Source organism: Streptomyces sp. NPDC030840 (assembly GCF_055572015.1).
The window spans coordinates 638189-652723 of record NZ_JBVIEE010000003.1; the positions used below are offsets into that span (position 1 = coordinate 638189).

Here is a 14535-nt window from a genome sequence, read left to right on the forward strand (position 1 = left end):
CCGCTAGAACGTGCCCAGCTTGATCAGCGACAGGATCGCGACCAGCTGGATCGCGGAGGCGCCCAGGGCCTTCGGCCACGGCAGGTCGTGGGACCTGGAGACCATCAGGGTGAGCAGGACGCCCGCGGCGACCCAGGTGGCCCAGCCGAGGATCTGGACGAAGGGGGCGTCGCCGCCCGCGAACATGGCGACCACCAGGCGCGGTGCGTCCGTGATGCACATGATCAGCATGGAGAGGCCGGCCGTGGGCTGCCAGGCGCCGTCGCCGCCGAGCTGACGGGCCAGGGTGTGGGTGACCACGCCCAGGATGAGGAAGCTCACGACCATGGCGACCGCGGTCGTCAGGACGATCGGGATCGCGTTGGACAGGGTGGCGTTGATCGCGTCCTCGCGGGCCGTGTCGAAGCCGAAGACCGCGAGCAGGCCGTAGACGAAGGTGACGATCAGGGCCGGGGCCCACATCGCGTAGTCGCGCATGACCAGGAAGGTCTGGTTCGGCGACATCACGATGCCGCTCAGCAGCGCCTTCCAGTGCAGACGCGGGCCCGCGGGCGGGGCCGGGGCGTGGCCCGCGCGGTACGTGCCGCTCTGGTGGTACGGATCGTCGTCGACGGAGAACGCCTGGGTGTGGCCCGGGTTGTTCGCCGCGTACGGGTCGTGGCCCGGGCCGCTCTGGGGGTAGCCCTGGCCGCCGCCGTCGCCGAAGTACTCCGGCTCGCCGTGGTGCCCGCCGTTCGCCTGCGGCCAGCCCGACGAGCCGCCCGGACCGCCCTGGGCGCCGTACGGCTGACCGCCGCCGTACTGAGGGCGCTGAGGCGCCTGCGGGTAGCCGTACGACGGGCCGCCCTGCGGCGGCTGCTGTCCGTACGGAGGGGTGTGCGGTCGCGCTTGAGGAGCGCCGTTGTTCCGGCCGCGTCCGATCCTGAATCCAGCCACGTCTTCGAACGTACCTGGTCCCCGTGTGTGACGTGGTGGGCACCGGGCAACGGGGACACGTTTGCGGCCGAGCTGTGACATCCCCTAAGGGACAGTCAGATGTGACTCAGTGGCTGCTCAGGGTTCTGCCGTACGAGAGTGCCGTTGACGAGGAGGGGAGGCCCAGGCTGACCGGGGTGATGGCGTAGGGCTCCTTCGAGCTCAGGTCCGGGAGGAGCCAGACTCCGCCCCTGCCGGTGTTCTCGCCGGGGACGCCGATCGCCATGTCGGGGGTGCCGTCGTGATCGTAGTCGCCGGTCGCCACCGCCGTGCCGAAGGCGTCTCCCGCCTCCGCCGCGCCCGGGACGTTCGGGGTGCCCTGGTTGTACGCCACCGAGGTCGCCTCGCCGTACTCGTCGACCAGGCCGTCGGCGTGGCTCATCAGCAGCGTGGCCGCGCCGGCGCCCGCGCGGGTGCCGATCGCCTCGCCGGGGGCGCCGACGATCAGGTCGTCGCGGCCGTCACCGTTGCGATCCAGTACGGCGAGGGAGGCGCCGAAGCGGTCGCCGTCCTCGGCGCGGCCGTACACGCCGACCGTGTCCTGGTTGAGGGTCTGGGAACGGGCGCCGAAGCTGTTGCCGTCCGACGCGTTGCCGTAGTGGACGTGGATGCCGCCGCCCTTGGCGTACTCCTGCGGGCCGCACGGGTCGTCGATGTTCTCGTCGGCGATCTCCCGGCACTCGCCGAGGGCCAGGTCGTCGTGCCCGTCGCCGTCGAAGTCGCCGGAGGCGAGGGACGAGACGCCGGCGTTGTCGGTGTTCCAGAAGTTGATGAGGCCGGCCTCCGGCGGGTACCAGCGGTACAGGCGGACGTGGGAGCGGGTGTGCGGCTGGTTGATCGTCCAGTAGGCCAGTGCCAGGTCCGCCGTGCCGTCGCTGTCGAAGTCGCCCGTGGCCAGGACGGGGGCGCGGCCGCCCATCGCGTCGGTGACGACAGTGGAGCGGGGCCCGCCGTCCGGCGCCAGCACCACCTTGTCCGTCGCGCCTATCGCCACGTCCGTCGACCCGTCGCCCGTGAGGTCGGCCGCGGCCAGGGACTTCCCGTACGCCGCCGAGGCCGCCGGCCCGTTCGCCACCGTACGGCCCGCCGTGCTCAGGCCGCCCTTCGCTCCCCGCAGTACGGCGACCGTGCCCGCGTTCGTGCCGGAGCCGGTGACGTCCTCGCCGGGGGCGCCGATCACCAGGTCCGCCGCGCCGTCGCCGTCCGCGTCGGCCACGGCCACGGCGGCGCCGAAGCGGTCGCCCGCCTCGGGGGTGCCGGGGACGCCGGGGCGGGCCTGGCTGACGCGGGTGTTGCCGTGGGCGCCGAGGCCCTTCGGGCCGCCCCAGACGACGTTGACGTATCCGGCCCGGGTCCTGCCGTCGACCGTGGCGTCGGGGACGCCGACGGCCAGGTCGGCGTAGCCGTCGGCGTTGACGTCGCTGACGGTGGGCGCGGGTGCGGCGGCCGTGGCGGGCGGGGCGAGGGTGAGGGCGGCGGCGGCCGCCGCGACGACGGTTGCGGCGGCCAGGGTGCGGGTCCGTATGGGCACGAGGGCTCCAGGGGCTCCAGGTGGGTGCGAACCCCGGGAATCGGATAATCAGGGGGTCCGTTCCGTTCACCTGTGTGACACCTGAAGGTCGTGCGGGGTTGTGCGGAGCTACGACCAGAAGTCGTTGAGCTTGTCGAGGTCCTCGGAGCACTCGTCGAGGTCGGTGATCTTGTCGCCGACTATGCGGAAGACGATGCCCCCGTTCTCGTCGAGCTGCTTGCCCTGGCGCTCGGCCGTGAAGCGGTGCGTCGCGATCACGTGGCCCCTGCCGTCGACGAGGAGCCGGCCCAGTTCGACGCGCAGGGTCCTGTTCGTCTCCTCGGCGAGGCGGCCGTACAGCTCGATGATCGCGTCCTGGCCCTTGTAGTCGCCCGACAGGAGGTTGTCGCCGGGGACGTGGTGCGTGGCGTCCCCCGCTATCAGGGTGCGCAGGGCGTCCATGTCGCCGCGCGAGAAGGCCTCGTACCCCTTGCGGACGAGTGCGGCGTGCGGGTGTTCAGCCATGGTGGTTCACCTTCCGGCTGATGCGGGTGGTGTGTCACTTACATAGGCAATTATCGAACTTCACCCCTTCTGGTGCATTCGTTCAGCACGTGCGTACGTACGGCAGGTCCGGGATGTACGTCTTCCAGTCGGCGGGGGAGAGGCCCGAGCCGGCGCGTGCGCAGACCTGGCGGGCCACGTGGGTGGGAGCGACGTCGTACGTCCGGAGCGGGACGTGTTCGCCGGCGAGGTACAGCGTGGAGCCGTCGCGGTCGAAGGCGAGCGAGAGGGGCTGGTCGCCGGGGGTCGGGAGGGCGGAGCCGAGGGGGCGGCTGGAGGTCACGTCCCAGAGCTGGACCGTGCCCTCGGCGCCGGCCACCGCCAGGGTGCGGCCGTCCGGGGAGAAGGCGAGCGCGTTGACGGCGCCGGCCGGTCCGGCCGTGGCCAGCACTCCGAGGCGGCTGCGCACATCGCCGTCCCACACGGTCACCTGGCCCAGTTCGTCGCCCACCGCGAAGTGGGTTCCGTCCGGGCTGAAGGCCAGGGAGCCCGACTCGTTGTCACCGAGGGCGCGGTAGCCGGCGCGCCCCGTACGGAGGTCGGCGACCCGGTTCTGGGAGGTGACCAGGACGCGCTGGTCGTCCCGCACGGCCATGCCCATCGCGGGGAGGTCGTTCAGCCTCCGGACGAGCCGCCCGCGTCGCACGTCCCAGACCTCCACCACCTGCCGGTTCGCTTCCCGGGAGACGAACAGGGTGCGGCCGTCGGCGCTGAGGGCCAGCCCGGCGACTCCGGTCACGTCGCCCGCGTCGGGGCGGACGGCGAGGGCCGCGCGGCGGCGGCCGGTGGCGACGTCCCACACCGTGACGCGTTGGCCGGAGGGGGAGGTCGACAGGGCACGGCTCGGCGCGAAGGCGAAGGTGCGGCCGTCGGCGCTGAAGGCCGTCAGGTTGACGCAGTCGAAGGTCGCCTGGACGACCTCGGCGTTTCCGGGGCCGGTGACCTTCGGCGGTGGCACGACGGTGATCGCGCCGGAGGGCGGGGTGTCGTCTGGTCCTGCGTCTGTCTCCGTGTTCGTGTCTGTATCCGTCCCCGCGTCCGTGTCCGTGTCCGCGTCCGCGTCTGTCTCCGTGCTCGCGTCCGTCTTCGTACCCGCGTCCGCGTCCGCGTCTGTCTCCGTGCTGGCCTCTGTCTCCGTGCTGGCCTCTGTCTCCGTGCTCGCGTCTGCCTCCGTTCCCTCGCCCGGCCCCGTTCCCTCGCCCGTCTCCGTCCCCCCGTCCGTCTCAACGGGCAGGTCGCCGGAGCACGGCTTCTCCGGCAGGGTCAGGACGGTCCTGCCCGTGCGGGTGTCCCGGAGGCGCACACTCCTCTCACCGCTTCTCCCCGTGCTGCCGCGCACGGTGGCCAGTGTCCGGCCGTCGGGTGACAACAGGGCGTTGTCCACAGCCTGTTGATGCCAGCGGGAGGTGGCGGCCGGGCCCAGCCGCAGGGAGCGTACGGCCGTGCCCGAGCCGTTCAGATAGCGGATCTCGCCCGCGGTGAAGTCGGCCTCGTACTGGTGGACCGCACCGCCGGCCGGGGCGTGGCGGAACACCGGGGCGGTATCGGGTGACGTCAGGCGCCACATCAGGACCTCCCCCGTCTCCTCGGTCGCGGTCATGAACGCGCCGTCGGGGCTGAACCGCACATCCGTCGGCGTCTCCCCCTCCGTCGAGGCGAGTTCGTCACCCGTGGTGATGTCCCGGACGGTGATGCCGTCCGTGGACGTGAGCGCGATGTCCGTGCCGTCCGGCGAGAAGGCCAGCTCGGTCTGATCGCACAGAGCGGACCCGGACTCCTTCACCCAGGGCAGGGGCAGGCGGCTGCGACGGGCGGTGTCCCAGATCCGCAAGGAACTTGCCGCGCCGCACATCGCCAGTCGGCGGCCGTCGTCACTGAGAACCGCGTCCCAGGACCCGTCCTCCCCGCTGGACAGCCGCATCAGCTGTCTCCGGCTTCGTACGTCCCACACGTGCCAGCCCGCTTCGGCCTCCGCCAGCAGGGTGCTCCCGTCGCGGCTGAACCGGACGGACGGCATGTCCATCCCGCGCAGCAGCCCGGTGATCCGCCCGGCGCGGATGTCCCAGAGCGCCACGCCGTCCGTTCCCGACAGCGCGATCGTCCGGCCGTCGGGGCTGATCACGTCGTTCAGCGGCCCGGTCAGCCGCTTGCCGGGGCCCGGGTAGCTGTGGGTACGGCGGTGGGTGCGCAGGTCCCAGACCCGGACGTGGTCGCGTGAGGCCGACACCAGCGTCCGTCCGTCGCCGGTGAGGGTGCGGACCGTGGTGTCGGCGTCGCCCTCCGGGACGGTGAAGGCGTCCTGCTCGTGGTTGTTGAGCGCGGAGAGCAGGGCCGAGCGGGTCTCGACGGTGGAGGCGAGCTCCCAGGCCGCGACGCTCAGCCGGGCCGCCGTAACCGGGTCGGTGGCCCGCATGCTGTCCGCCACGGCCGCGATCCGCCGCGCCTCGGCCTCGCGGTGGCGGCGGTCGCTCGTGCGGGACTGCTGCCACGCCGTGAGGCCGGCGACGAGAGCGAGGGCGACCACGGTGGCGAGGACGGTGAACAGCCCTCGCCGACGGCGGAGTTCCGTGGTGCGCGCGGACCGGCTCGCGGTGAGGAAGGCCTCTTCCAGCGGGTTCAGGGGCTGGTCGGCGAGGTGCTCGTCGGCGGTCGCGAGGCGTGTGCCCCGGTAGAGGGCGCCCGGGTCGCGGCCCAGGTCGTCCCAGGCGCGGGCGGCCTCGGTGAGGCGGCGGTGGGTGCGCAGGCGTTCGCGGGTCTCCTCGATCCAGGAGCGCAGACGGGGCCAGGACGTGATCAGCGCCTCGTGGGCGAGGTCGACGGTGTCGTTGTCGAGGGTGAGGAGACGGGCGCGGGCCAGCCGTTCCAGGACCAGGGTGACCTCGTCGGCGGGTGCGAAGCCGAGTTCGGCGCGGTCGACGGGGCGGCGGGTGTCCTGGGAGCCCTCGCCCGGGGTGATCAGGCGAAGGAGGAGCCGGCGGGCCAGGGCCGCCTGGGACGGGGAGAGGGTCCCGTAGACGTCCTCCGCCGTCTTCGCGATCGCTCCCCGGAGGCCGCCCGCCGCCTCGTACGCCGCCATCGTCAGGGCCCGGCCCCGGCGGCGGCGGGATGTCTCGCGCAGGGCGTGGGAGAGGAGGGGCAGGCCACCGGGTTCGCCGTCCACCTCCGCCACGAGGTGCGCGGTCAGCTCGCGTTCGACGAGCAGGCCCGCCGACTGGGCGGGCCGGACGACCGCCTCCCGCAGTTCGGCCCGGGTCATGGGCCCCACCAGGAGGCCGGCCTCGCTCAACGCGTCCGCGAGGCCGCGGTGTTCGGCGCAGTGGCCGTAGAAGTCGGCCCGGACCGCGATGACGACGCGCAGTCGGCTGTCCGGGTCGGTGCGTGCGGTGAGGAGGCGGTCGATGAAGGCCGTGCGTTCGGCGCGGTCCCGGCAGAGCGTGAACAGCTCCTCGAACTGGTCGACGACGACGATCGTGTCGCCGGGCGTGCCCTCGCTCTTCGGTTTCAGCGCCTCTTCATGCGTACGGAGGGGGTGTTCGCCCGGGGTGAGGATGCGCAGGGCGGCCACGCGCGTCTCGCGGAGGGCCGGTATCAGGCCCGCCCGCAGCAGGGACGACTTGCCGCTGCCCGAGGGGCCGAAGACCGCCGTGAAGCGGTGCGCGGCGGTCAGCTCGCGGAGCGCCTCCACGAGTGCGTCGCGGCCGAAGAAGCGGTCGTGGTCGGCGGGTTCGTAGCGGGACAGGCCCTGGTACGGCGAGTCGGTGTCGTCGTCCGGGCGGGCCGTCGCCGACTCCTCGGACGCCTCGTGCCAGCGGCGCTCCCACTCCTCCGGGTCGCCGCCGCAGGCCTTCACGTACGCCAGGGTCAGGGGCAGGGACGGCAGTTGCTCACCGGCGGCCGCCTGGGAGAGGGAGGTGACGGAGTAGTGGGCCCGGCGGGCCATCTCGCGGTAGGTGAGGCCGCCCGCCTCCTGGCGCAGCTTGCGCAACTCGTACGCGAAGCGCTGGACCGGGCCCGCCGCCGGATCCACCGGAGTCTCGCGACGCCCCATGTTCAGGTCTCCCTCTCGTCCCCCGTGCCCCCCGTGTCCCGGTCACGGTAAGGAGCCCTGCGTGCTGCCCGCAAGCGGGCTCACCACCCCCCAACTGGCCTTACGCCGTTGTTCGGTGTGACGGAAGGGGCCTGCCGAACAACCCTCGGGCCGGGTGGACTTGAGGCACCGGAGACCACGGGGGCATCCGGGACAGCCCGAGACACCACGGGGGAACCACATGAACGAACGAGCACGTGAGCGAGCGAGGGAACGCCGCACGGCCCTGCGCCGGCTGGTCGCGGGTACGGCGCTGGCGGTCGCCGGTACGGCGGCGATGGTGGCCGTGACGCTGCCGATGAACGCCACCGGGGACGAGGGGGAGGGGGCGGGGCGTACGGGGGTCGCGCCGTCCACCTCCACCTCCACCTCCGCTTCCGCGACGCCGGGGCCGGAGTCGTCGCCGTACGCGGCGCCGCCCGCGACCGGCACCGGCACCGGCACCGATCCGCTCACCGACGACGAGATCGACCGCGCCCGGCAGGCCGCCCTGGCCGGGGACCGGACGCTGCTGAAGGCGAGCGAGAACGTCCGGGGGAAGGACGGGACACCGCAGTTCCTCACGGCCGACCTCGCCGAAGGGGCGATCGACGTGGCGCGGAGCGCGGACGTGTTCTTCTACGACTACCGGGACGACCGTTTCGTGAGGAAGACCGTCGACCTTGGTACGGGGAGGGTCGTACGGACCGAGTCCGCCACCGGAGTGCAGCCGGCTCCCTCCGGTCAGGAGTCCCGCGAGGCCCTGAAGGTGCTGTTGGCCAGTCCGCTCGGGGACGGCGTACGGCAGGACTTCGAGGCGGCGACCGGCCAACCGGTGGGCGACGGCGACCGGTTGACGGTGCAGGGGCTGGCCTACGAGCGCCGTGGCGCGGCCGGGCCCACCGACTGCGACGGGGCGCACCGCTGCGTGCGGCTGTTCACCCGGGTCAAGGGCGGGCCGTGGATCGACACCCGGCAGTTCGTCATCGACCTCAGCGCCCGTAAGGCGCACCAGCTCCCGTGAACGGGAAAGACGTACGGAAGGACGTACCCGGCATGAGCAAGTTCCGCAGATTCGCCCGCAGGACCACGCCCTTCGGCGTCTGGGCCGTCGTCGGTTCGGCTGTCCTCTTCTCCCTCCCCGGAGACGCGGAGGCAGACGGCAGGAACGCCCCGATCGCCCCCGCCGCCGCCCAGCCCTGCACCGGCAACTCCCTGATCACCAAGAAGCTCACGGGCGGCACCACCTGGCGCATGTGCTGGCGCAACAGCCCCACCGCCGGGCTGGTCCTCACCGACATCAGCTACCAGCCGCGGCACGAGAGCGAGCCGATCGAGGTGCTCGGCAGCGCGCGGCTCGGGCAGATCAACGTGCCGTACGACAACGGTGCGTACGAGTACAACGACGTCACCGACGTGCGGCTCGGCGAGGGCGCGCTGCCCATCAAGGCGGCGGACTGCCCCGGAGGGACGGTCCGGAGCTTCCGGGTGGGCGGCGCGACGGTCAAGGGGCTGTGCGTGACGACGCAGCCGCGCGGGTTCGCGTACCACGGGGACAGCGGTGACGTTGGGGAGGAACCGTCCCGTACGGACTCGGCGCAGGGCCAGGACCTCGTCGTCTACACCATCCACGCGGTCGGCTGGTACCACTACGTCACTCAGTGGAACTTCTCGGACGACGGCACGATCACCGCCAAGGAGGGCGCCACGGGCAACCTCTCCGGGGGCGACTTCAGGGCCGACGACGGCACCGGCTGGCCGGTCGGCAGGAACGGTGCGGCCAAGGCCCTCAGCCACCAGCACAGCGTCCTGTGGCGGCTGGACTTCAAGCCGGGCGGCTCCTGGAAGTCGAAGGTCGAGCAGTACGACACGAGGACGGACGGCGCGGTCGACGGGATCGGGCGGCTCAAGACCACCCGCAAGCAGATGACCAAGGAGTTCGCGGGGGACAACGCCAACGACCGCTGGTGGCGCGTGGTCGCGTCCGCGAGCAGGAACAAGGACGGGCACGCGCGGTCCTGGGAGATCGTCCACAACCGCACCGACAAGTACACGCGGCACCCCTACACGCGGCACGACGTGTACGTCAGCCAGTACAAGACCTGTGAGCAGTACGCCAACGACAACCGCCGCCTCAACCCCGACTGCCGCGGCAGCGTGGACAAGTACCTGAACGGGGAGAACCTCACGCGTCCGGTCGTCTGGGTGAACGTGGGCTTCCACCACATCGCCCGCGACGAGGACCAGACCCCGATGCCGGTGCACTGGCAGGGCTTCCAGATCGTCCCGCGCGACGTGACGGACATGAGCCCGCTGACCCCGGACCGGCTGCACAAGCCCGAGTTCAACGGCCACAACTGAGTTCGCACCAGTCGGAGGTGTCGGACCGGTGTCCCACGCCCCGAGGCGGAACGAGGGGCCCGACTGCCTGATCTTCAGGGCAGCGGGCCCCTTGGTGTGCCCGATGGCGTTGGAGAGCAGCTCGGAGGCGGGGAGCTCCGCGGGTTCGATGAGGGCGGGGAGGTCGTGGATGGTGAGGATGTCGCGGAGCGTGCGGCCCCATCACCGCAGCGCTCCCAGGAGGGGTCAGCCCGCCAGGACGTCGCCGAAGAGGGTGTCGCCCGAAGGACCGCCCAGGGTCGTACCGTTGAAGGACTTCGCGCCGGTGGCGGTGATGCCGGAGGTCGTGGACTTGAAGAGCCAGACGGCGCCGGCGCCGGAGTTCTCGTTCGGGGCGCTGGTGACGAGTTCCGCGCGGCCGTTGCCGTCGGTGTCGGTGAGCTGGGCCGCGCCGCCGAAGTGGTCCAGGCGCTCGGCCGTACCGGGGACCCCTGTCGTGTTCTGCGTGAAGACCTTGGCGCCGCTGCCCGTCAGACCGGACGCCGAGCCGCGCAGGACCGCGAACGAACCCGCCTTGTACACCGAGCCGACGGCCTCGTTCTCGATGCCGACCGCGATGTCCGCGTAGCCGTCGCCGTTCACGTCGCCCGCCGACAGGCTCCAGCCGAACCCGTCGCCCTTCTCGGCGGCGCCGGGCACGCCCGTGGTGTCCTGGGTGATGCGGAACGGAGTGCGCGAGCTCAGGCCGGTGGACGCGCCGTAGGTGACCGTGACGGCGCCGCCCAGGCCGCCGTTGGGCTCGCTGGTGGACTTCTCCAGGAAGTTGCCGGTGACGATGTCGCCGTAGCCGTCCTTGTCGACGTCCGCGATGACCGCGTCGTAGCCGCCCGCGACCTTGCTGCCCGCCGTCAGGCCGGAGGCCGAGCCCTTGTAGAGGACGCTGCGGGTGCGGTACCCGTCGGTGATCTCCTGCTGGCCCATGACGAGGAGGTCCGACTTCCCGTCGCCGGTGACGTCGCCCGCGACGAGCTTGTCGGAGTTGATGCCGGTCTGCTCGTAGGTGTCGATGCCGACGAGCCCCGTCGCCTGGCCGGTGCGGGAGATGGGGCCCTTGAAGACGTTCAGCTCGGGGAACGCGATGTTGGCGGCGGCCAGGTCGGTGTCGCCGTCGCCGTCGAAGTCGCCCGTGGCGACGGACCAGCCGAGTTCGTTGCGGTTCTCGGGCAGGGGCGAGGCGATGTCGGTGGCGGTCTTCAGGCCGTCCGCGCCGCCCCAGACGACCGTGATCGCGCCCGACTCGTCCGTGGAGCCGATGTGCTCGCCGTGCACGCCCACGATCAGGTCCGTGTACCCGTCGTCGTCCAGGTCGCCCGTGGTCACGCGGTCCCCGAAGTAGTCGTACGACTCCGGGGTGCCGGGAACGCCGGTCGTGGCCTGGCTGATGATCTGGCGCTCGGTGGTGTCGAGGCCGCTCGCCGTGCCGTAGACGACCGCGACGTACCCGGCGCCCGACCTGCCGCCGACCGTGGCGAGGGGCGCGGAGATCGCGACGTCGCGGTAGCCGTCGCCGTTGAAGTCGCCGGACAGGCCCGAGGGCGCGGCGGTGGCCGTGGCCGGGAGGGCGGTGAGGAGGCCGGTGGTGAGGGTGGCGGCCAGGAGAAGGGTGCGCTTGCGCAAGGAATGCTCCAGGTGGGGAGGGGTCCGCAGTCCGCGGGGAACACCGGCGGCGCGTCCGTCGGGCGGGACCAATTGGCTTCCCGGTCCCGGTGACACGCCGCGTTCACGGTGTGTCGCCGGGACTCCGGAGCCACTTGGCGACCGACGGCAGTGAGGGCGCCGCAGCACCCCGGGCGGGTGTGGGCCCGGCTCACAGGTCGTTGGGTCAGTTGGCCGCGTTGCCGCCGAACACCGGCGACGCGTCCGTGGAGACGCCGACCGAGGACGTGGACAGCGAGCGCGACCCCGTCGTCGTGATCTTTGTGTCGTTGGAGGGCAGGTAGGTCACCGAGCCGTTGCCGCCGTTCTCGCCGAACGCGCCGACCGTCAGGTCCGCCTTGCCGTCGCCCGTGACATCGGCGAGCTTCACCTCGGAGCCGAAGTAGTCCTCCTTCTCGTCCGAGCCGGGGACACCGGGGGTGGACTGGGCGAAGTACTGGTATCCGGAGCTGGTCCTCAGGCCCGCGGACGAGCCGTAGAGAACCGTCACCGCGCCCGTGTCGACGACGCCGTTCAGGTTCTCGCCGGCCGCGGCGATCACCAGGTCCTGGAAGCCGTCGTCGTTGATGTCACCGAGGGACAGCTCGTTGCCGAAGAAGTCACCGCGCTCGGAGGTGCCGGGCACGTTGCCGGTGTTCTGGGTCACGGCGCCGGCCTCGGCCGGGCCGTCGGCCGAGCCGCGGATGACGTGGACCTTGCCGCCGGTGGCGGACTCGGGCACGGACGGCTCCTCCGGGTCGCTGGACGGGTCCCACTCCTCACCGGTGACGATGTCGCCGTAGCCGTCGCCGTTGACGTCACCGATGCCGGTGATGACGCCCGGCTTCAGCTTCCGCGCCGAGGCGGTGCTCAGCCCTGAGGCCGTTCCGGGCACGTAGTAGTTGGCGTTCCAGCCCTCGGCGCTGTCGGTCTCGTAGCCGTCGACGACGAGGTCGGTCCGCTTGTCGTTGTTGACATCGCCCGCCGTGAGCATGAACGGGCCCGTGCCGCTGCCGGACATGATGGGCGGCTTGACGGTGTAACGGCCGCCCGCCGTGCCGGACCTGCTGATGCCGTCCCTGAAGACGTGGACGGTGCTCGACGTGGAGCCGACCGCGAGGTCCTCCGTGCCGTCACCGTCGAAGTCGCCCGCGGCCAGCGACTTGCCCCACCGGTCGTGGGCGGAGGGCGCCGGGTCCGCGAGCGTCGTACCGCCGGACAGGCCGCTCGACGAACCCCACAGGATCGCGACCGTGCCGCCGTCCGTGTCGCCGCTGACGTCCTCCAGGCTCGCGGACACGGCGAGGTCGTCGTAGCCGTCGCCGTCGAAGTCGCCGTACGCGCTCATCCAGCCGAAGGCGTCGTTGGTCTCGGCGCTGCCGGGCACGCCGGTGGTGTTCTGACTGACGGTGGTGCGCTGGGCGGACGTCACACCGCTCGCCGAGCCGTACAGGGCGACGATCTGGCCGGCGCCCTTCTTGCCGCCGACGGTGGCGTAGCCGGCGGAGTACGCGACGTCGCCGTACCCGTCGTTGTCGAAGTCCGCGACCGGGTGGTGGACCGAGTCGGCCGCCGTGGCGGTCGTGGCCGTGAACGTGAGCAGACCGCCCGTCAGCGCGGCCGCGGTGGCCGTCGCGAGGGCGAGTCGCACGTGCTGCTTGTGCATGCGGGAATCTCCTGCGGCATGCGGGACGCCGGTGGGCGTCCCCAGTCAAATGGGGTGCCGGTTGCCCGAGTTCGCCCGGAGTTTGACGGGCCGTCACGTGACGGTCGGCTAACAGGAGACCCACAGGGGGGTGGGAGGGTTGTACGCGCACTCGATGGAGTTCCGGGAAGGGTGAGGACCGTGGGGCGTACGGGGCTGGTGCCCGTCGCGTACGCCCCACCGTGCGTGCCTGAGGTCCCGGTCAGCCGAGCAGGTTCACGCCGAACGCGCCGTAGGAGGACGACAGACCCAGCGAACCCGGGCCGAAGGCGCGGTCGCCGTCCGGGGAGATGCCCGTGCCGTTGGACAGCATGGCCGTGACCGCGCCGACGCCCTCGTTCTCGAAGGCCGCGCTGACCGTGTAGTCGGCCTTGCCGTCGCCGGTGAGGTCCTTGAGCAGGACGTCGGAGCCGAAGTAGTCCAGCGCCTCCGAGGTGCCCGGGACGCCGGTGGAGTCCTGGGTGAGGGTGCGGGCGCCCGTGGTCGTGAGGCCGGTCGCCGAGCCGTACATCAGGACCGTGGAGCCGGAGTCCTCGGTGGTGGAGCCGTCCTCGAAGATGGCGCCGACCGCCAGGTCGCCGCGGCCGTCGCCGTTGATGTCGCCGATGGAGACGGCGCTGCCGAAGCCGTCGCCCGCCTCGTTCGTTCCGGGGACGCCGGGCGAGGCCTGGGTGAGGGTGGTGGCGGTGGCGGTGTCCGGGCCGCTCGCGGTGCCGGGCACGACGGTGATCTTGCCGCCGAAGGAGCCGCTCAGATCGTCGTCCTTGGTGAAGACGTTGCCGAGGACGATCTCGCCGTAACCGTCGCCGTTCATGTCGCCGACCGTCGCGGAGACGCCGCCGCCGGGGAGCGTGGTGGGCGCGACCGAGCCGGGGTTGGTGGCGGCGCCGGGGTAGTACCAGGCGGTGGAGCGGGTGGTGCCCGGGTCGTTGGCGTCCGGCTCGATACGGCCCGCGAGCACCAGGTCGTCCTTGCCGTCCTGGTTGACGTCGCCGGACCTCAGCGTGTCGGGGCCGTACTGCAGCCTGCTCGGGGCCGTGAACTTGACCGTGCCTCCGGTCGTCCCGTCCTTGGTGAAGCCGCCCTCGACCACGTACACGGAGGCGTTGCTCGCGCCCGTCGCGAGGTCCTGCGTGCCGTCGCCGTCGAAGTCGCCCGCGGCCAGCAGACGGCCGAAGGCGTCGTGGGCGGAGGCCGCCGGGTCCTTCACGGCCGTACCACCGGAGACACCGGTCGAGGAGCCCCACAGGATGGTGACCGAGCCGCCGTCCGTGTCCGTGCCGACGTCCTCGCCGGAGGCGCCGACGGCGAGGTCCGCGTAGCCGTCGCCGTCGAAGTCGGCCACGGCCAGGGCGTCGCCGAAGGTGTCCTCTTCCTCGTTGGTGCCGGGCACGCCGGTCGTGTTCTGGCTGAACACCTTGTACTTGGCCGTGTTCGTCGGGTTCACCCCGGTCGGGCTGCCGTACATGACCACGACGCGGCCGGCCATGGAGACGCCGCCGACGGTCGCGTACGGCGCGGCGAAGGCCAGGTCGCCGTATCCGTCACCGTTGAAGTCGCCCTTCAGGCCGGAGGGCGCGGCGGTGGCCGTGGCCGGGAGGGCGGTGAGGAGGCCGGTGGTGAGGGTCGCGGCCAGGAGGAGGGTGCGCTTGCGCAAAGGAGTGGCTCCAGGGGGTTGGC

Annotated in this window: 9 protein-coding genes; 2 read left to right on the plus strand and 7 right to left on the minus strand. The window is 72.1% G+C overall.

Annotated elements, in window-relative coordinates:
- Positions 1-3: 3 nt before the first annotated feature.
- The 4 genes from ACZ49J_RS10195 to ACZ49J_RS10210 form a co-directional block, all read right to left on the minus strand.
- Positions 4-1017 carry a Yip1 family protein gene (locus ACZ49J_RS10195; RefSeq protein WP_467447140.1) on the minus strand — a complete coding sequence of 338 codons (1014 nt, stop codon included), beginning with the start codon at positions 1015-1017 and terminating at the stop codon, positions 4-6.
- A 25-nt stretch (positions 1018-1042) separates the two neighbouring features.
- Entirely contained in the window at positions 1043-2506 is a 1464-nt protein-coding gene (locus ACZ49J_RS10200; RefSeq protein WP_467447141.1) for an FG-GAP repeat protein, read from the minus strand.
- Between the two features lie 108 nt (positions 2507-2614).
- Positions 2615-3010, minus strand: coding sequence for a nuclear transport factor 2 family protein (locus tag ACZ49J_RS10205; protein ID WP_467447142.1), 396 nt, complete (start codon positions 3008-3010; stop codon positions 2615-2617).
- Between the two features lie 82 nt (positions 3011-3092).
- The gene (locus tag ACZ49J_RS10210) at positions 3093-7097 is read right to left on the minus strand and encodes an nSTAND1 domain-containing NTPase (protein ID WP_467447143.1); all 4005 of its coding nucleotides are present in this window, start codon (positions 7095-7097) and stop codon (positions 3093-3095) included.
- A gap of 220 nt (positions 7098-7317) precedes the next feature.
- Between ACZ49J_RS10210 and ACZ49J_RS10215 the strand changes: the two genes are divergently transcribed.
- Entirely contained in the window at positions 7318-8139 is an 822-nt protein-coding gene (locus tag ACZ49J_RS10215; RefSeq protein WP_467447144.1) for a hypothetical protein, read from the plus strand.
- A gap of 32 nt (positions 8140-8171) precedes the next feature.
- The gene (locus tag ACZ49J_RS10220; protein WP_467447145.1) at positions 8172-9476 is read left to right on the plus strand and encodes a copper amine oxidase; all 1305 of its coding nucleotides are present in this window, start codon (positions 8172-8174) and stop codon (positions 9474-9476) included.
- Between the two features lie 225 nt (positions 9477-9701).
- Here ACZ49J_RS10220 and ACZ49J_RS10225 read toward each other — a convergent pair whose 3' ends face one another.
- From ACZ49J_RS10225 to ACZ49J_RS10235, 3 genes are all read right to left on the minus strand, one after another.
- Complete coding sequence (locus ACZ49J_RS10225; RefSeq protein WP_467447146.1) at positions 9702-11132, minus strand: FG-GAP-like repeat-containing protein; 1431 nt, start codon at positions 11130-11132, stop codon at positions 9702-9704.
- Between the two features lie 205 nt (positions 11133-11337).
- Positions 11338-12816 carry a VCBS repeat-containing protein gene (locus tag ACZ49J_RS10230; protein ID WP_467447147.1) on the minus strand — a complete coding sequence of 493 codons (1479 nt, stop codon included), beginning with the start codon at positions 12814-12816 and terminating at the stop codon, positions 11338-11340.
- A gap of 241 nt (positions 12817-13057) precedes the next feature.
- Entirely contained in the window at positions 13058-14512 is a 1455-nt protein-coding gene (locus ACZ49J_RS10235) for an FG-GAP-like repeat-containing protein (protein WP_467447148.1), read from the minus strand.
- Positions 14513-14535: the final 23 nt, after the last annotated feature.